The 17,849-nt window shown below is 63.4% G+C and carries 13 protein-coding genes and 1 pseudogene; 9 read left to right on the plus strand and 5 right to left on the minus strand.

What is annotated here, in order from left to right; translation table 11 throughout:
- Position 1: 1 nt before the first annotated feature.
- Genes AC0L3H_RS18790 through AC0L3H_RS18800 form a run of 3 tightly spaced genes read left to right on the plus strand, consistent with a single transcriptional unit; the run spans position 2 to position 4,596 of the window.
- Positions 2-2,914, plus strand: coding sequence for a formate dehydrogenase subunit alpha (locus AC0L3H_RS18790; protein ID WP_473586449.1), 2,913 nt, complete (start codon positions 2-4; stop codon positions 2,912-2,914).
- A 15-nt stretch (positions 2,915-2,929) separates the two neighbouring features.
- A complete protein-coding gene (fdh3B, locus tag AC0L3H_RS18795; RefSeq protein WP_027151217.1) occupies positions 2,930-3,526 on the plus strand; it encodes a formate dehydrogenase FDH3 subunit beta in 597 nt (198 codons plus the stop codon).
- A 53-nt stretch (positions 3,527-3,579) separates the two neighbouring features.
- Positions 3,580-4,596, plus strand: coding sequence for a formate dehydrogenase subunit gamma (locus AC0L3H_RS18800; protein ID WP_473586450.1), 1,017 nt, complete (start codon positions 3,580-3,582; stop codon positions 4,594-4,596).
- A 108-nt stretch (positions 4,597-4,704) separates the two neighbouring features.
- Here the strand turns inward: AC0L3H_RS18800 and AC0L3H_RS18805 are convergent, their stop codons facing one another.
- Both AC0L3H_RS18805 and AC0L3H_RS18810 read right to left on the minus strand, forming a co-directional pair.
- Positions 4,705-4,920 (minus strand): hypothetical protein, encoded by a 216-nt coding sequence (locus tag AC0L3H_RS18805; RefSeq protein ID WP_287180486.1) that lies wholly within the window; start codon positions 4,918-4,920, stop codon positions 4,705-4,707.
- Between the two features lie 46 nt (positions 4,921-4,966).
- Complete coding sequence (locus tag AC0L3H_RS18810) at positions 4,967-5,467, minus strand: hypothetical protein (RefSeq protein WP_473586451.1); 501 nt, start codon at positions 5,465-5,467, stop codon at positions 4,967-4,969.
- A 456-nt stretch (positions 5,468-5,923) separates the two neighbouring features.
- Here AC0L3H_RS18810 and AC0L3H_RS18815 point away from each other — a divergent pair, with 456 nt between their 5' ends.
- From AC0L3H_RS18815 to AC0L3H_RS18835, 5 genes and pseudogenes are all read left to right on the plus strand, one after another.
- Positions 5,924-6,784, plus strand: a complete 861-nt coding sequence (locus tag AC0L3H_RS18815) for a helix-turn-helix domain-containing protein (RefSeq protein WP_473586452.1) — start codon at positions 5,924-5,926, stop codon at positions 6,782-6,784.
- A gap of 170 nt (positions 6,785-6,954) precedes the next feature.
- Positions 6,955-8,169 (plus strand): aldo/keto reductase, encoded by a 1,215-nt coding sequence (locus AC0L3H_RS18820; protein WP_473586453.1) that lies wholly within the window; start codon positions 6,955-6,957, stop codon positions 8,167-8,169.
- Positions 8,170-8,214: 45 nt separating this feature from the next.
- A pseudogene (locus AC0L3H_RS18825) lies at positions 8,215-8,361 on the plus strand (SMC-Scp complex subunit ScpB); the annotation flags it as partial.
- A gap of 173 nt (positions 8,362-8,534) precedes the next feature.
- Positions 8,535-9,746 carry an efflux RND transporter periplasmic adaptor subunit gene (locus tag AC0L3H_RS18830; protein WP_473586454.1) on the plus strand — a complete coding sequence of 404 codons (1,212 nt, stop codon included), beginning with the start codon at positions 8,535-8,537 and terminating at the stop codon, positions 9,744-9,746.
- The gene (locus AC0L3H_RS18835) at positions 9,743-12,925 is read left to right on the plus strand and encodes an efflux RND transporter permease subunit (protein WP_473490885.1); all 3,183 of its coding nucleotides are present in this window, start codon (positions 9,743-9,745) and stop codon (positions 12,923-12,925) included. The genes AC0L3H_RS18830 and AC0L3H_RS18835 overlap by 4 nt, the downstream gene beginning before the upstream one ends.
- A 470-nt stretch (positions 12,926-13,395) precedes the next feature.
- Here the strand turns inward: AC0L3H_RS18835 and AC0L3H_RS18840 are convergent, their stop codons facing one another.
- Genes AC0L3H_RS18840 through AC0L3H_RS18850 form a run of 3 tightly spaced genes read right to left on the minus strand, consistent with a single transcriptional unit; the run spans position 13,396 to position 17,472 of the window.
- Positions 13,396-14,385 carry an FAD binding domain-containing protein gene (locus tag AC0L3H_RS18840; protein WP_473586455.1) on the minus strand — a complete coding sequence of 330 codons (990 nt, stop codon included), beginning with the start codon at positions 14,383-14,385 and terminating at the stop codon, positions 13,396-13,398.
- A gap of 22 nt (positions 14,386-14,407) precedes the next feature.
- Positions 14,408-16,816 carry a xanthine dehydrogenase family protein molybdopterin-binding subunit gene (locus tag AC0L3H_RS18845; protein ID WP_473586456.1) on the minus strand — a complete coding sequence of 803 codons (2,409 nt, stop codon included), beginning with the start codon at positions 16,814-16,816 and terminating at the stop codon, positions 14,408-14,410.
- Positions 16,816-17,472 (minus strand): (2Fe-2S)-binding protein, encoded by a 657-nt coding sequence (locus AC0L3H_RS18850; protein ID WP_128173412.1) that lies wholly within the window; start codon positions 17,470-17,472, stop codon positions 16,816-16,818. The genes AC0L3H_RS18845 and AC0L3H_RS18850 overlap by 1 nt, the downstream gene beginning before the upstream one ends.
- On the opposite strand from AC0L3H_RS18850, the gene AC0L3H_RS18855 reads away from it, so the two are divergent.
- Positions 17,471-17,848 (plus strand): hypothetical protein, encoded by a 378-nt coding sequence (locus AC0L3H_RS18855; RefSeq protein WP_473586457.1) that lies wholly within the window; start codon positions 17,471-17,473, stop codon positions 17,846-17,848. The genes AC0L3H_RS18850 and AC0L3H_RS18855 overlap by 2 nt on opposite strands.
- The last annotated feature ends 1 nt before the right edge of the window (position 17,849 follow it).

Below are 17,849 nucleotides of genomic sequence, written 5' to 3' on the forward strand. Positions count from 1 at the left end.
CATGCTGACCAAGCGCAAGAGCGGTCAGGCGAGCCGCACAAGATTGCACACATTGATGGGCACGGTCGCCTCCGCTCCCATCGACCGGCGAACCTTCCTTCGCCGCTCCGGTCTCGCGGCCGGCGGAATGGCTGGACTCGGGTCGTTCCATCTCGGCACCGTTCAGAAGGCGGCGGCCATAAGTCCGCCGCAGCCAGGCGTGCCTATAGAACTGAAGAAAAGCGTCTGCACCCATTGCGCGGTCGGCTGCACCGTTACCGCCGAAGTCCAGAACGGAGTTTGGACCGGTCAGGAGCCTTCGTGGGACAGCCCGATCAACCGCGGCTCCCATTGCGCCAAGGGCGCAAGCGTGCGCGAACTCGTGCACAGCGACCGCCGGCTGAAATACCCGATGAAGCTCACCGCAGGGCAGTGGGAGCGTGTCTCCTGGGACGACGCAATCAATGGGATTGGCGACAAACTGCTCGAGATCCGTGAAAAGTCCGGCCCGGAATCCGTCTACTGGATGGGGTCGGCCAAGTTTTCCAACGAAGGAACCTATCTCTTCCGCAAGCTCGCGGCGCTGTGGGGAACAAACAATCAGGACCACCAGGCCCGCATCTGTCATTCGACCACCGTCGCCGGCGTAGCCAACACCTGGGGCTACGGCGCGATGACGAACTCCTTCAACGATATTCGCAATTCGAAGACCATGATCATCATGGGCGGCAACCCGGCTGAAGCGCATCCGATAGCGATGCAGCATCTGCTGGAAGGCAAGGAACTCAACCAGGCCAATCTGATCGTCATCGATCCCCGTTTCACGCGCACCGCCGCCCATGCGACGGAGTACGTCCGATTCCGGTCCGGCACTGACATAGCGCTGTTGTGGGGCATGCTATGGCACATCTTCGAGAACGGCTGGGAGGACAAGGAATTCATCGCGCAGCGCGTCTACGGGATGGATGAGGTCCGCAAGGAAGTCGCGAAATACACGCCGGAGGAGGTTGAACAGATCACCGGCGTGCCTGGCGATCAGGTGAAGCGTGTCGCCGAGATGTTCGCCACGCAGAAGCCGTCGACGATGATCTGGTGCATGGGCCAGACACACCACACGGTTGGCACGGCCAATACACGCGCAAGTTGCATACTGTGTCTCGCCACCGGCAATGTCGGCAAGCCGGGGACGGGCGCGAACATCTTCCGCGGCCATGACAACGTCCAGGGCGCGACGGATATCGGGCTCGATGTGGTCACCCTGCCCTTCTATTACGGGTTGACGGAAAGCGCCTGGAAGCACTGGTCGCGCGTCTGGGAGATCCCCTATGAGGACCTGCTGAGCCAGTTCGACTCGAAGGACGCCATGGAAACCCCGGGCATCCCACTGACTAGATGGTTCGATTCCGTCTCGCTGCCCAAGGACAAGATAGCGCAGCGCGACAGCATGCGCGCCATGTTCATTCAGGGCCACGCCAGCAACAGTATCACCCGTATCCCGGATTCGATGAAAGGCCTGACAGGCCTGGAGCTGCTTGTCGTCGCCGATCCCCATCCCACCACCTGGGCATCGCTGGCGGTGGAGGCGGGGCGAAAGGACAACACTTATCTCTTGCCGGTCTGCACGCAGTTCGAGACGTCAGGCTCGCGGGTCGCCTCGAATCGGGCCATCCAGTGGGGCGAGCAGATCGTAAAGCCGAGCTTCGAGCAGAAGGACGACTACCAAGTCATCTATCTGTTGTCGAAGAAGCTCGGGCTTGCCGACAAGATGTTCAAGAAGATAGCCGTCGAGGGCGACCGTCCGGTGCCGGAGGACGTGCTGCGCGAGATGAACCGCGGGAGCTGGTCGACGGGCTATTGCGGTCAGTCGCCGGAGCGGCTCAAGGCGCATATGAAGAACCAGCACAAGTTCGACCTGGTGACGATGCGGGCTCCGAAGGATGATCCCGAGGTCGGCGGCGACTATTACGGCCTGCCGTGGCCATGTTGGGGCAAGCCTGAGATCCGCCACCCGGGTACGGCCAATCTTTACAGCACCGGCCTGCATGTCATGGACGGCGGCAGCCCGTTCCGCGCCCGCTTCGGCGTCGAACGAAACGGCCAGACCCTATTGGCGGAAGGCTCCTACACGCAAGGCTCGGAACTCACCGACGGCTATCCGGAGTTCACCATGGCCGTGCTCAAGAAACTCGGCTGGGACAAGGATCTGACGGCGCAAGAACGCGCCGTGATCGAAAAGATCGGCGACGACATCAACAAGGTCTCGTGGTCGACGGATCTGTCAGGCGGGATCCAGCGCGTCGTGCTCAGCCATGGCTGCCATCCCTACGGCAACGGCAAAGCGCGCGCAGTAGCGTGGAACCTGCCCGACCCGGTACCCACCCATCGCGAGCCGATCTATTCGCCGAGGGTGGATCTGGTCGCAAAATATCCGACCTATCCCGACGCCACGCAGTTCCGGTTGCCGAACATAGGCTTCAGCGTGCAGCAGGCGGCGGTGGAAAAGGGCATCGCCAAGACGTTCCCGCTGATCCTGACCAGCGGCCGGCTCGTCGAATATGAGGGTGGCGGCGAGGAAACGCGGTCGAACAGATGGCTGGCCGAGCTGCAGCAGGAGATGTTCGTCGAGATCAACCCGGCCGACGCGTCCGAACGCGGCATCGGCGATGGGACCTGGGTTTGGGTCAATGGTGCGGAGAACAACGCGAAGGCGCGGGTGAAGGCGCTGGTCACGGAGCGCGTCGGCCGCGGCGTCGCGTTCATGCCCTTCCACTTCGGCGGCTGGTTCCAGGGCAAGGATCTCAGGGCCCACTATCCACAGGGCACCGATCCATATGTTCTGGGAGAGAGCGTCAACAGCATCACCACCTACGGCTACGACCCAGTGACGGGCATGCAGGAGCCGAAGTGCACGCTCTGCCAAATCGTTGCGGCGTGAACGGGAGGAACAGAAATGGCCAGGATGAAATTCCTTTGCGACGCTGATCGTTGCATCGAGTGCAATGCCTGCGTCACCGCCTGCAAGAACGAGCACGACGTGCCATGGGGCATCAACCGGCGCCGCGTCGTCACCATCAATGACGGCAAGCCCGGCGAACGCTCCGTCTCGATGGCGTGCATGCATTGCACCGACGCGCCTTGCGCGGCGGTCTGTCCGGTCGACTGCTTCTACACCACGGCCGACGCGGTGGTGCTCCACTCCAAGGACCTGTGCATCGGGTGCGGCTATTGCTTCTACGCCTGCCCGTTCGGCGCCCCGCAATATCCGCGTGTCGGCAACTTCGGTTCGCGCGGCAAGATGGACAAATGCACCTTCTGCGCCGCGGGCCCGGAAGGTGATTCCACCGAAATTGAATATGCCAAGTACGGAGCCAACCGGCTGGCTGAAGGCAAGCTGCCGCTTTGCGCCGAAATGTGTTCAACCAAGTCGCTCCTGGCCGGCGACGGGGAGATCATCGCGGCGATCTACAAGGAGCGTGTGACGCAGCGTGGCTATGGTTCGGGAGCCTGGGGCTGGCAAACGGCCTATCGGGAAACAATCGACGTGTAGGAGGCAGTTGGGCTCGTCTCGCGCGCAACGGAGCTAGCAGGGAGGACGGAGAAATGCCGGTCAACAGGCTTGGTCGACTGATTCCGCAGGCTATCGCGGCGTTCATGACGCTCACGCTGCTGGTCGCGGCGCCCGTGTACGCGCAAGCCCCATCCGGGAGCAACCCGACCGCTCAGGCGGTGAACGAACGGCAGCTTCTTGATGAGCTGCGGAAGATCGAGGGGCGCGTCACCCTGCCCAATACGGCCGCCGGCTTGCTCGAGCAACCGCAAGGCCGCGATTACCGCGGCTTCCACGAGGGCTGGCTGCCGTGGATCGGCGGCATCGCGATAACAGGCATTTTGCTGCTGCTGGCGCTGTTCTATTTCTACAGGGGCCGCATCCGCACACAGGCGCCCGAATCGGGCGTAAAAATCTTGCGCTTCGGTGCTCTGGAGCGGCTGACCCACTGGATGACTGCCACGGCGTTCATCATCCTGGCCATCACCGGCTTGAACTTTATCTTCGGCAAGCGTCTGCTGATGCCGCTGATCGGGGCCGATGCATTTTCAACCTGGTCGATCTGGGCGAAATACGCCCACGACTTCGTCTCCTGGGCATTCATGCTCGGCATATTGATCATGCTGGTGACATGGGTCTGGGATAACCTTCCCGATCGCCATGACGCGCATTGGCTCAAGGTCGGTGGCGGCTTTTTCGACAAGACCAACAGGACGCATCCGCCGGCCGGACGTTTCAACACCGGCCAGAAGCTCATCTTCTGGGCCGTCGTGCTCGGCGGAATTGCGCTGTCGGTGTCGGGCATATTCATGCTGTTCCCGTTCGCATTCACCGACATAAACGGCATGCAGACGGCCCAATATGTTCACGCGACTGTCGGCGTCATCCTGATCGCCGTGATTATCGCTCACATCTATATCGGCACGCTCGGCATGGAAGGCGCTTATGAAGCAATGGGTTCGGGCACCGTCGATATCAACTGGGCGAAGGAGCACCATAGGCTTTGGGTCGAAAGCCAGGAGGCGAAAGGTGCGATACCGCCGCGCTCGGCGGCCGAACCCGCTGAATAGCGGCTTCTGCGCGGAATCGAAATGCCCGGGCCAGGTCCGGACATTTTTTGGCGTGCTCGCAGGCTTTCATTGCGCGGGCCTCGAAATCCACGTCAGCGACCGTAGGTCTTAGGAAGGTGTCTCCTCGCCCTCCGCGGCTGCGGTAGAGTTGTCGCCCGGTTCGCCCGTCCAGTTTTGACCGACCAGATTGTGCCCCGGATCGCCGACGCGAGTGCTCTCGCTGCTGTAGACCTGCCATGCTGGCTGTTGCTGCTGCGCGCTCAGAAGAAAATAGCCGGCCCCGAACGCAATTGCGATCGAAACGACAATTCCGGTCAAGATCATACCCATCCCGCCTTCTCCCTTTCACGTGCTCAAAGTCCGCAGTCACTCATTGTGGCGGCGGCGTCTGCTGCGCCGGATCCTGCCCCGTCACAGGCGGATTGCCAGATCCCTGAGGGGCCGCACCGGACTTTTGCTGATACTGCAGGTCGAGCGCCGCCAGTGCAAGCAACGGCGGCGGCATGGCGACGCCGGCCACTCGCATTTCCCGCGCGGTCTTCTGGCATTGTGCAATGTCATTGGCGGCGGCCAGTTCCTCCGCTTTCGCGGCATTGATCACGGAATCCTTGGGAGTGCTTGACGTATCGGAGGGGGGCACCGGCGCGGCCCTGCTTTCCTTCTGGGGCGCGTTCGTCGCCGATCCGCTGGCCACCTTCTCCTTGTTCGGTTGTGGAGCATCGCTGGCAACCCCAGCCTGCCCGGTAATTTTCTGCGCCGAGCCCGTCCCGGTCTCGGGCTTGGCGGGCGCGGCTGCGCTGGTAGAAGATGTGCCAGACTGCTGAGCCGAGGCAGCCGCGGTCGGGCTAGCCGCTTCGGCAGGCGCCTTCATGAAGGCGAGGAGCTCCTGGCAGAGATTGGCAGGCCCGTCTGGCTGCTGGGCAGCGGGCGGCGCAGGAACGACCGCTGGCGGCGTCGGCTGGGGGCCCGTGCTCGTCTGCGCCAGCGATGTCGACGCCGACACGGCAACGACCCCTGCGAGAAGCATTTTTTTCATCGCCTTGCTCCTTCCCTGATGAAAATCACCCGCCTCGGTGACAGCATAACTCACAGGGTGCCCGAACGATCCATGGAATTGCGACGCCCGCCTCGCAATTCAGCCACCACTGTCCTCGATGAGATGACTGACGACTACATGCGCGAGGCCAACGGAAAACCGATGGCAGTCGACATCGCAAGGGCGATCGGCCGCGGACGAAAAAATGCCGCAAATCAGCGGCGTATTTTAGCCGCGGTGCCGCTCAGGCGGCGGTTTTCGCCCACCACACCAGCGGGAGGAGCTAAAGGGATGACGAGCCGCGCGCAACCCGAGATCATCCGCCGGGAACGCAAGACCTTCCGATTGGCGCATTGCCTTTTGCCGGCATGGCGCGACGGCGAGATCGAGTCGACGTCGGCGCCCGGGTCGATCGGCATGGCTTTCACCGGCCAGGCGGCTGCCGTTGTGCGCGTAGCCGATGGCATTGCAAGGCCACGGCCCGTGCCAGCTATGACAATCGGGCTTGGCGGCGACACGCCGATCGCCTGGTTGGAGACGGACTCTCCCTCCGACGTTCTGGAAATCACCGGGGCGACCGCGCTGCGCCGCGAGATGGCGCGGGACATGCGTGTCGAAGGCCACGCCGATCTCGACGACGTGCATGGCTGGCAGGACCCGATCATCCAGGCGGTCGCGACCAGACTGCGCGCCGCCCTGCGCGGGTGGATACCGATGTCGGACATGGAGGCCGAGACGCTGGTTCGCGCCGCCTATGCCCAGGTGCTGCGGCGGCACTTCGGTGGACGCGATCTTATCCGACGAACGCTTGACGCGCGGCGGCGTCAGCGTGTGGTGGAACTGGTGCTGGACACCGCCGACAAACCGCTGACCTTGGGAGATCTTGCCGAGGTCGCCGCACTCAGCCCGTTTCACTTCGCGCGCAGTTTTGCCAACACCTTCGGCATGCCGCCGCATCGCTTTGTAACTGCAAGTCGGCTGGATCGAGCGTTTCACGCTCTGCGGTCGACCCAGGCAACCGTGCCGCAGGCGGCTGCGGCTGCGGGGTTCTCGAACCTGCATCATTTTCGTCAACTGTTCCGGCGGCAGTACGGCGTGCCGCCATCGGACATAGGCAGGCAGGCGCGGGCTCAGTCGATCCGGCACCGATAGGCTTTCGGGCGGCAGCTTCGCCTGAACCCGGCGAGCCACGAAGTGAGCAAGAATCGACCCTGTCCGTGGCGCCGGCCGTGTCTATCTTCAGCAAACCACCCTTTGAGGCCGGCGACCGCACCGAGCATGCGCGTCGGCCTCATGGCCTGTCCCAAGCCAAGGATCGTGACATGACGAAATCTCACCGAACCAACCAGTCTCCCTCCAACAACCAGTCTCCCTCGAACATTGACAACCCGCAGCGGCGGCAATTTCTGGCGTCGGCAGCTTTTCTCGGCGTTGCGCCCTGGCTGCTGTCTTCGCTTGGCGAAGCGGCGGCGCAAACGGCCGGCCCGCAACCCGCGAGCCAGCGCCGCAAGGTGGGCGCCCTCGAAGTGTTTCCGGTGGGGCTCGGATGCCAGTGGAAACCTGGCCCTGACGACGGCACCGCCCAGGATTATTTCGGCAGCCGCATAGATCGCGCCGCCGCCGTTGCGCTTATCAGGCGCGCGGTGGACCAAGGCGTCACACTCATCGATACGGCGGAAGTCTATGGACCCTTCCTTTCCGAGGAGATCGTTGGCGATGCGCTGCAGGGGCTGCGCGAGACCGTCGTTGTCGAGAGCAAGTTCGGGTTCAACGTCGATCTTGAGACCGGCAAAATCGGGGAGGGCCTGAACAGCCGGCCCGAGCATATCAAGCGCGCCGTCGAAGGCAGCTTGCGACGCCTGCGCACCGACCGCATCGACGTGCTCTACCAGCACCGCGTCGACCCGCTTGTGCCAATCGAAGACGTCGCCGGCGCGGTCAAGGATCTCGTCGCCGAGGGCAAGGTCCTGCATTTCGGGCTCTCGGAGCCGGGGCTGGAGACCATCCGAAGCGCGCACGCGATCCTGCCGCTCGCCGCCATCCAGAACGAATATTCGATGGTTTGGCGTGGCCCCGAGGCCGACGTGCTGCCTCTGTGCGAGGAACTGGGCATCGGCTTCGTCAGCTGGGCCCCGCTGGGCTATGGTTTCCTGACCGGCACGATTACGGCAGAAACCCGCTTTGGCGACGACCCCGAGCGAGACTTCCGCGCCTGGGTTCCCCGCATGGCTGAGGATGCCTTGGCGGCAAACATGGCGCTCGTCGATGTCGTGCGGACCTGGGCGCAACGCAAGCAGGTCAAACCCGCCCAGCTGGCGCTGGCCTGGCTGCTGGCACAGAAGCCGTTCATCGTGCCGATCCCCGGTACGACGAAGGCCGCCCACCTCGACGAGAACATTGCGGCCGCTGCCATCACCTTTACGCAGGACGAGCTGCACCAGCTCAATGCTGACGTGGCTGCGGTCAAGATCGAAGGCGCTCGGCTCCCTCCGCCGGTTCTCGCAATGTCCGGAGTGGAAGCACCACCCAAGGCTTAGTCCCAATATCTCACAGAGCCGGGTGACCGCCTGCTCAATGGCCAGACACCAGGCGCGCCATACAGCTACGTTGCGACAAAAAAATTCCTGCTGGAGTTCGGCCTCGACACGCTGCGGGATTTGCCGGATTTCGAGGCGCTTGAAGATGCCGGGCTGCTGTCGAAGGAGAAGCTGCTGGCTGGTGACATTTGAAGATATCGACGATACGTGGTGCGAGCATCGCGCTCGACGAATAGATGAGATGTGCGTTCGCGCTCCCCGGTTAGCCGCTTCCTGTCAATGCTTTCAAAAAATTGATTTGTGCGGCACACAAGCTGCCTAGATGTTAAGGACTTCGCATGAAGGACCGATTACGAGGGGTAACCATGGTTCACACTGCACGCCTCCGCCACGATTCTCTGGCCGCCCCCTCCAGCAGAAACGTCCCTGCAAAATGGCTCGCCGCCGCGGCCTTCGCGGCGCTCGGCTTGCTCGCGGCCCCGGCCGCACAGGCGCAGGAAGCGCCTCCCGCGCCCGTCGTCACGGTAGCCAAGCCGCTGGTGCGCGATATCGTCGAGGACGATGAGTTCGTCGGCCGTTTCGAAGCCGTCGACCAGGTTTCGGTGCGCTCCCGCGTCGGCGGCTATCTCGACCAGGTCCATTTCCAGGACGGTACGCTGGTCAAGCAGGGCGACCTCCTGTTCACCATCGACCAGCGGCCGTTCAAGGCGGCGCTGAACCAGGCGCAGGCGCAGGTCGACTCGGCCAAGACCCTGGTTGAATTCAGCAAGATGCAGTTCGAGCGCGCCGAGACCCTGTCGCGCGAAGGCAACATACCGGTTTCGACACTGGACGACCGCCGCCGCGAATATCTCGCCGCCCAAGCGCAACTGGACGGCGCGGAGGCGGCACTTGAAAACGCAAGTCTCGATCTCGAATTCACCGAGATCAAGGCACCGTTTTCCGGCCGGGTCGACCGCCGGCTCATCTCGCCTGGCAATCTGGTGCAGGCCGACCAGACCGTGCTGACCACCATCGTCTCGATCGACCCGATCAACTTCTATTTCGACATCGATGAGCGGACCTACTTCTCTTATGCGCGCGACGCCCGCGAGCGCGGCGGCGTCATGCAGGAAGGCGCCGGCGGCGTCGATGTTGTCGTCCGTGTCGCCGACCGTGATGAAGCGACGTTCAAGGGCAAGCTCGACTTCGCCGAGAACCGTCTGGACCAAGCTACCGGCACGATGCGGGCCAGGGCGCGCTTCGACAACAAGGACGGCGTTCTGCAGCCGGGCATGTTCGGCCGCATCAACGTGCCCGGCTCGTTGCCGCATCCGGGCGTGCTTCTGCCTGACGAGGCGATCGGCGCCGACCAGAACCGCCGCATCGTCTTCGTTGTCGACCAGGCAGGCCTGATCTCGGCCAAGCCGGTCCGCACCGGCCCGCGCATCGACGGCTATCGCGTTATCCGCGAGGGCCTCACCGGCGAAGAGACCGTGGTAGTCAACGGGCTGGTGCGAGTGCGGCCGGGCGTCACCGTCAAGTCCGAGATGACCAAATTGCCGCCCAAGGTTGAAGCCGAAGGGCAGACGCAATGAACTTCGCCCATTTCTTCGTCAACCGCCCGATCTTCGCGGCGGTGCTGTCGATCGTGCTCGTGCTCGTCGGCGGCATCGCCTATACGCAGCTTCCGGTCGCGCAATATCCCGAAATCGCGCCCCCGACCATCGTGGTGCGCGCCTCCTATCCGGGCGCCGACGCCGAGACGGTCGCCGCGACCGTGGCGACGCCGATCGAACAGGAAATCAACGGCGTCGAGCACATGCTCTACATGTCGTCCTATTCCTCCGGCGACGGCTCGATGTCGCTCACCATCACCTTCCGCCCCGGCACCGATCTCGATGCGGCGCAGGTGCTGGTCCAGAACCGCGTCTCGATCGCCGAAGCGCGCCTGCCGGAAGAGGTGCGCCGGCTCGGCATCACCACGGCGAAAAGTTCGCCCGACCTGATGATGGTCGTCCATATGCTGTCGCCCGACGACACATATGATCAGCTCTACGTCTCGAATTATGCGCGTTCGCGCGTGCGCGACGTCCTGCTGAGACTGGACGGCGTCGGCGACGTGCAGATCTTCGGCGAGCGCGAATATTCGCTGCGCGTCTGGCTCGACCCGGAAAAACTGTCCGCCTACGGCATGACCGCAGGCGACGTAGTCGAGGCGCTGCGCGACCAGAACGTCCAGGTGTCGGGCGGCTCGATCGGCGCGCCGCCGATTGGCGACGGCTCGGCCTTCCAGTATACGGTCACCACGCAAGGGCGCTTTGAAGACGCGCGCGACTTCCGCTACGTCATAGTCAAGTCGGCCGAGGACGGCCGCTTGATCTCCCTGCAGGACGTGGCGCGCATAGAGCTCGGCGCCAGGGACTACGTCACCAATTCCTATCTCAACAACAAGGCGGCGGTGGCGCTCGGCATCTTCCAGCGGCCGGGCACCAATGCCTTGGCCTCGGCGGAAGAAATCCAGGCGACCATCGCGGAGCTTTCGAAGGATTTCCCGAAGGGGCTGGCCTACGAGATCATCTACAATCCGACCGAGTTCATCGCCGAATCCATCAACGAGGTCTATGTCACCATCGCCGAGGCGATCCTGCTGGTGGTGATCGTCATCATCGTGTTCCTGCAGTCGTGGCGCATGGCGATCGTGCCGATCGTGGCGATACCGGTCTCGCTGATCGGCACGCTTGCCGTGCTGCTCGCCTTCGGCTTCTCGCTCAACATGCTCACTCTGTTCGGGCTGGTGCTGGCGGTCGGCATCGTCGTCGACGACGCCATCGTGGTTGTGGAAAATATCGAGCGGAACATCCGCCTGGGGCTCGCTCCGCGTGCCGCTGCGCACAAGACCATGGATGAAGTGGGAAACGCGGTCCTCGCGATCTCGCTGGTGCTGATCTCCGTCTTCGTTCCGGCGGCTTTCATTCCCGGGATTTCCGGCCAGTTCTACCTGCAGTTCGCCATCACCATCGCGGTCTCCACCGCGATCTCCGCATTCAACTCGCTGACGCTTTCGCCGGCTCTCGCCGGCGTGCTTTTCAAGCCGCACAGCGAGGAACATTCGAACTTCTTCCTGGCAAGGTTCGGCCGCGCTCTGGCGAACGGGTTCAACAACGGGTTCGACAGGATGGCGGACGGCTATGCCTGGCTGGTGCACAGACTGGTCGGCACGACTCTGGCGCTTGCCGCCATGTTGCTCGTTTTCGCAGGCCTGCTCTACGCGACCTATCACATGCTGCAGACGGTGCCGCGCGGCTTCATCCCGAACATGGACCAGGGTTATGCGATCGTCGTCGTGCAATTGCCGGAGGGCTCTTCGCTCGCCCGAACGGACGCAATCATCCAGAAGGCGTCGGATATCATCCGCGGGACCCCGGGTGTCGCCAACGCCGTCGCCTTCGCAGGATTCAACGGCGCGACATTCACCAACGCCAGCAATTCCGGCGTGATCTTCGCGCCATTCAAGAGCTTCGAGGAACGGCTCGAGAGCGGCGATACTTCCGACAAGATCATCGGCACGCTGTTTGGCAGCCTGCAAAGCATCCAGGAGGCCTTCATCATCGCGCTGCCGCCGCCGCCAGTGCGGGGCATCGGCAACTCCGGCGGCTTCAAGATGATGCTCCAGGAGCGTAACAGCGCCGACATGCGGCCGATTCTGGCGCTGGCCAACGAAATCGCCGGCAAGGCCAACCAAACGCCCGGGTTGATGGGCGTCTTCACCACCTTCTCGGCCTCCAGCCCGCAATTCTTCCTGGCGATCGACCGCGACAAGGCGCGCATGCTGAACGTGCCGATCCCCAACATCTTCGAGACGCTGTCGATCAATCTAGGCACCGCCTACGTCAACGATTTCAATGCCTTCGGTCGTGTCTACCAGGTGCGGGCGCAAGCCGACCAGGCTTTCCGCATCGATCGCGACGACATATTGAAGCTGAAGGTGCGCTCGGCGGCCGGCGACCTGGTGCCGCTCGGCACACTGATCGAGATCCGCGACGTCACCGGTCCCTCGCTCGTGCAGCGCTACAACATGTATGTCTCCGTGCCGCTTCAGGGCAATGCAGCGCCTGGTGTCGCCACGGGCACGGCGCTCGACCTGATGGAGGGGATCGCAGCCGAATCGCTGCCGCAGGGCACTTCCTTCGAATGGACTGAACTCGCCTTCCAGGAGCGGCAGACCGGCAACACGGCGGTCTTCATCTTCGGCCTGTCGGTTCTGTTCGTCTTTCTGGTGCTCGCTGCGCTATACGAAAGCTGGATTACGCCCTTCGCCATCGTGCTTATCGTCCCGCTCAGCGTGCTGGCCGCCCTCTTGGGCGTCGCCTTCCGCGGTCTCGACAACAACATCCTTGTGCAGATCGGGCTGATCGTGCTCATCGGCCTGGCGGCGAAGAACGCGATCCTGATCGTCGAATTCGCGCGCCAAGGTGAGGAGCGCGGCCTTGACGCCGTCGAGGCGGCCGTCGAGGCCTGCCGGCTGCGGCTGCGGCCGATCCTGATGACGGCGTTCGCCTTCATCCTCGGCGTGGTGCCACTAGTGATCGCCAGCGGGCCTGGCGCGGAAATGCGCCAATCGCTCGGCACGGCCGTGTTCTCCGGCATGCTGGGCGTGACGTTGTTCGGCCTCTTCCTGACGCCGGTCTTCTACGTTGCTCTGCGCAGGACATTCCGGCGCAGGCGGCCTGAAGCCGGCCCAACCCTGGCTTCCGAGAGCGGAGCAGCCGAGTAGACGCCGAGCCGATGAGGCGCCGGATTCAGGCTGAAGCCGAACCAGCGGGTTCCTGAGTCTCGGTGGCACCATGCACGCTCAATGGCCGGTTGCCGTGAGCCGCGTGCCAACCGTCGCCACGGCGCTCACAGAGAGACGACTCGCTACCCAGAGTTGAGTCAATCAAACCCACAACAGTTGGCTGTCGCCTTCTCCACCAATGTCATGAAGCTTGATCCTGCTCTGAAGGACTCAGGAAGCATATCCGATCGCTTATGCATACGTGCGGATGGACGTAGGAGTCATCAGGCCCGACGACGCCGGCCGTGGCGGTACACCAGAATGTTGCGGTCGAACTGTAGCCTGCGTTGAAGTCGACGCCGCTCCCGTAACCTGTCCCGGGTGCGCCCTTGGAGCGCAACCGTCGGCAGACTGCCGGCGCCGCGTGTGGCTGCGAAGTTGCCGAACCCATTTTGGACGCCCCCAGGACGCTAGCCCGCGGCAGCGGCCAGGATCGTGCGGCGAACAACCGTCTCCAGCACTGGCACCTTGTAGCCGTTCTTCGCCAGCGGGGTAGCGCCGGCCACCGCGGCACGGGCCGCCTGTCGCGCCAAGTCGTCGGTAAGCCTGTTGCCGATTAGGAGACGTTCGCTTTCGACGGCACGGCGAGGCGTTGGTGCGACCCATCCCATGACGATCGAAGCATTTTGCACTGTCTGGCCCTGCATCGTCAGCACCACCGCCACATCGCAGATTGGCCAGTCGTAGCTGTCGCGCTCCGTCTGCTTGCGGTAGGCGGCCTTCGCCCCGGCGTTCAGCGGCGGAACGATCACGCGCGTCATAACCTCGCCAGTCTCGATCCTCGCATCGTGAGCGCGCTGCATTTCGGGTGGCAAGAAGAAATCCGAGAGCTTTACGACGCGTGAGCCGTTGGCGCCGCCGGCAAGTTCGGCGCTTGCATCATAGGCGACCAGTGCCGTCGCCGGCGTCGAGGCTTGAACCATCGCGTTTTTGTCGTTGTCGAAGATCGCGTGATGCTGGTTCTCGTCAGCGCCCCTGCTCCCCATCTCATCTGCACCTTCGCCATGAAAATGATCGTGCCGAAAATACCAGCAGCGCGGCCGCTGCAGCAGATTGCCCCCGATCGTTGCGGCGTTGCGGACCTGCGGCGTCGCCGCATGTCCGGCAGCATCCGACAGCGCCAAGTAGCGCGCGCGGATCTGTGGATCGCTGTCGATGCGGTCCAGCGTCACAAGCGCGCCGAGCGACAGCCCGTTTTCCGTGTCGACTTCGTCGAGACCGCGGATGGTCTTCAGATTTACGAGTCGCATCGGCGCTAGAATCCCTTCCTTCATCAAGTCCAGAAGGTCGATCCCGCCCGCCTTCGCGATGACGGGGCGTTGCTCGGTGCTTTCGGCAAGCAGACCTGCTGCCTGCTCGACCGTCGTGGCATCCACCCATTCGAAGCTGTTCATGGCCATGATGGACTCCTTCTGGCCGATCTCAGGCGCTGAGTGTCGCCAGCACATTTGCCGGGTTCATCGGCAAAGTGCGAATCCGCTTTCCGGTGGCGTTGTAGAATGCATTGGCGATCGCGGCGCTGGTCGCCACATTGCTTGCCTCGGCGATGCCTCGCGCGTCGGTCGACGACTGCGCCCCGATCTGCTCCATGAGCAGCACCTCGATCGCCGGAGTCTCGCGTGATCCGACCATCTTGTATTGATCGACATTGGCGTTGAGTTGATGGCCGCTCGCCGCGTCCATGATGCGGTCCTCGTAGATCGCGTAGCTGACACCCTGGATGATGCCGCCGATCACCTGGCTCTCGACCAGTTTGGGGTTGATCGGCCTGCCGCAATCGCTGGCAGCGACGATGCGCTCGACCTTGACCACGCCGGTCTCGACATCGACCGCCACCTCGGCGAATTGGACACCGCCCAGCCCATGCCGGCTGATGGAGAGCTCTCCCGGCACCGCAAATCCCTCATAGTCGTCGTGCCGCTTGGCGAGTTTCGAGATTTCGCCGAATTTGGCTTCCTTGGCTGCATCCTTGAGAGGCCTTGCGGCCCCTTCCTTGCCGCGGACGCCCACCTTGCCGTCGGCGAAAAAAATGTCATCGGGATCGGCGTCGTCGAAAAGCGGCGCGAGGCGCGCGGCCAGGTCGCGTGCCGCCGCATAGGCCGCATTGCGGGCAGGCGCGGTCACCGACGCAGTCACCCGGCTGCCGCCGGACGGCGGTCCCCACGGGAACCGCGTGTCGCCGATAAAGACGCCGATGTCCTCGGCATTGAGGCCGAACTCCTCTGCAACCACCTGGGCAAGCACAGTCCGCGTGCCGGTGCCGACATCCTGCGTGCTGTTGTAGACGGAGACCGACCCGTCATCGGCGACCCGCACCTCCACCGTCGTCGGAGGGCTGACGACATACACCCACTGCGCCTGCGCCATGCCGATCCCCCGCTTGATCGGCACGGTGTCGGCGTTCGGCGGACGCCGGCGGCTCCAGCCGAACCGCTCGGCCGCGACCTTGCGTTCATGTGCCCGTGCAAGCATGTCGTCGGTGGGCTTTGTGTCGATGCGATCGCGCAGGATCAGCGGGTCGAGTTGCAGCCGATCCGCGAGTTCGTCCATCGCCTGCTCGAGCGAGAAGATGCCCTGCACCTGTCCGGGTGCGCGGAAAGCCGCGCACGGGCCGGCATTCGTGAACACGTCATACTGCTCGGTGCGCATGTTCGGGCACGGATATAGCGCATTGTAGCAGAAGCCTATGCCGGCGCCCCCAGCGATGCCGCCGGAGCCCCAGCTTATGACGTCGATGGCGGTAAGGGTGCCATCTTGTTTGGCGCCGATCCGTACGCGCTGCAAGCTGTTGGGTCGATTGCCCGCCGAAACATGCTCTTCACGGCGGTCCAGCATCATGCGCACGGGCGCGCCGGCCTTTTGCGACAAATGAATGGCGAGGAGGCCGAAATTGTTGATCCCATATTTGGCGCCGAACCCGCCGCCGGTGAAGTCGCTGATTACCCGGATCTTGCTCTTGGGCAGATCGAAATATTCGGCGGCCTCATCGCGCACGCTGTGCGTGTGCTGCGTGGAGGCATAAATGGTCAGCCCGTCATCCTGCCAATCCGCGACGATGCCATGTGTTTCCATCGGCACATGAGTCTGAACCTGCGTGCGATATTCGGCCTCGACGATCACGTCCGCCTCCGCCAGGCCCTGGTCGATATCGCCCGTGGGCGTCATACCCGGCATGCCGAAGTTGGGACCGCGCACATTGCCCTTCTGCGGCAAGCCTTCCGGTGCGCCGCCGCCGCCGGCCGTTGATGGCTGCTCGACCGGTCCTGGAAAGACGATCGGTGCCTCATCGTCCATTGCCGCATCGAGGTCAGTGACATGCGGCAAGCGCTCGTATTCGACCTTGACGAGCTTCGCCGCCTGGTCGGCGATCCGCTGCGTCTCGGCGGCGACCGCGGCAACGGTCTGGCCGGCGAAGCGGACCGTGGGGTATTTGTTGCGGGCCTCGGCCTCCGGATCGCGAAGCCTGGCGGATTGCAGCAGTGTCTCGAGCACATGTACAGCACGGACGCCGGGGTGACGCTCAGCCGCTGAGGTGTCGATCGAGATCACCCTGGCATGCGGCCATGGGCAGACGATCTGCCGTGCGTAGAGCATTCCCGGCAGTTGCACGTCGAATGTGTATTTCGCCGCGCCCGTCACCTTCTGCACGGCATCGAGCCGCGGGATCGACTTGCCGATGGAGCGCAGTTCGGCGTTCACTGGCAACTGCGGCGGCTCATCGTCCGGCACCTGCCGAGTCACCTGCCTCATCTCCTGCCCGACGATACCGTAGAGCAAGGACTGGGACCGTAACGAAGGCCGGTCGGCCCGTGCCTGATTTTCGGTAGCCATCAGGTGCCCCTCCTCCGATTCTCGCCGGCGACGGCGAGCACTGCCGCAAAGATGTTCGGATAGGTGCCGCAGCGGCACAGGTGACCGCTTATCGCGGCCTTCACTTCGTCGATGCCGGCGTCGGGTTTACGATCTATGAGCGCTGCGCAACTCATTACCATTCCGGGCGTGCAGAATCCGCATTGAAGGGCGTCATGCTCGATGAACGCCTGCTGCACCGGATGAAGCTTGCCGCCCTCGGCCAGCCCCTCGATCGTGGTGATGTTCCTGCCCCGGGCGTCGAGCGCCAGCGTCATGCAACTGCTGGCAGGCTGACCGTCGAGCCAGACCGTGCAGGCGGAACAGGCTCCGCGATCGCAGCCGATTTTGGTGCCGGTCAGGCCGAGGTGATTGCGGACGACGTCGACCAGCGTGGTGGCGGGTTCCGCCTGCACCGGGACCCGTCGTCCATTTATCGTGAGATCGATCGGGATCAGACCAGGGCCAAGCACTTCGTTGGCATCGTCCTGCATAGAACCATCAACGGCTGCCTGCGCTGCCCCTGCTTCCAGCAACGCCGCCCCTACGGCCGAGGTGCCACCGTGCTTCAGGAACGTCCGACGAGAGATGCCCGATCTCGTGGATCCCGGAACTTGACTGCGGCTCAATTCTGCCATGCTGTACCTCCGGATTTGTTACAGCGGTTACCAAAACTTGGGTGATCGGATCAGCACCAAGCTAGGGGACCGATCGGTTCGTGCCAGACGCCATCACAACGAAGTGACCGTCGAGGCGATCGCGACGCTGGGCATGCCGTCGAGAGCACAAAGCGGCTTGAGGCTTACCATGATCGCCGGCGGCAGCGCCGCCGCCGCTGCGGATCGTCAGCAAAGAAACCGGGGCGGCGCGAGCCGCCCTTTTTCGTTGCTGCCGGCGCGCTGCCAAATGCTGCCAAATCGGCTTGGCAGCACCCATTATAACCTTTTGATAACAACGAAAAATGGTGGGCCCAACCAAGCTCTCGTCGAGGAAGGTTTCAGCCTCGGTTCGTAGC

The organism is Mesorhizobium sp. WSM4816, from assembly GCF_055811535.1.

Coding starts and splice junctions, on each gene's coding strand:
- AC0L3H_RS18815 (WP_473586452.1), top strand. CDS start 5,924: ATGACGAGCCGCGCGCAACCCGAGATCATCCGCCGGGAACGCAAGACC.
- AC0L3H_RS18845 (WP_473586456.1), bottom strand. CDS start 16,816: ATGGCTACCGAAAATCAGGCACGGGCCGACCGGCCTTCGTTACGGTCC.
- AC0L3H_RS18820 (WP_473586453.1), top strand. CDS start 6,955: ATGACGAAATCTCACCGAACCAACCAGTCTCCCTCCAACAACCAGTCT.
- AC0L3H_RS18855 (WP_473586457.1), top strand. CDS start 17,471: ATGCTGTACCTCCGGATTTGTTACAGCGGTTACCAAAACTTGGGTGAT.
- AC0L3H_RS18850 (WP_128173412.1), bottom strand. CDS start 17,472: ATGGCAGAATTGAGCCGCAGTCAAGTTCCGGGATCCACGAGATCGGGC.
- AC0L3H_RS18835 (WP_473490885.1), top strand. CDS start 9,743: ATGAACTTCGCCCATTTCTTCGTCAACCGCCCGATCTTCGCGGCGGTG.
- AC0L3H_RS18810 (WP_473586451.1), bottom strand. CDS start 5,467: ATGAAGGCGCCTGCCGAAGCGGCTAGCCCGACCGCGGCTGCCTCGGCT.
- AC0L3H_RS18840 (WP_473586455.1), bottom strand. CDS start 14,385: ATGGCCATGAACAGCTTCGAATGGGTGGATGCCACGACGGTCGAGCAG.
- AC0L3H_RS18790 (WP_473586449.1), top strand. CDS start 2: ATGCTGACCAAGCGCAAGAGCGGTCAGGCGAGCCGCACAAGATTGCAC.
- AC0L3H_RS18830 (WP_473586454.1), top strand. CDS start 8,535: ATGGTTCACACTGCACGCCTCCGCCACGATTCTCTGGCCGCCCCCTCC.
- fdh3B (WP_027151217.1), top strand. CDS start 2,930: ATGGCCAGGATGAAATTCCTTTGCGACGCTGATCGTTGCATCGAGTGC.
- AC0L3H_RS18805 (WP_287180486.1), bottom strand. CDS start 4,920: ATGATCTTGACCGGAATTGTCGTTTCGATCGCAATTGCGTTCGGGGCC.
- AC0L3H_RS18800 (WP_473586450.1), top strand. CDS start 3,580: ATGCCGGTCAACAGGCTTGGTCGACTGATTCCGCAGGCTATCGCGGCG.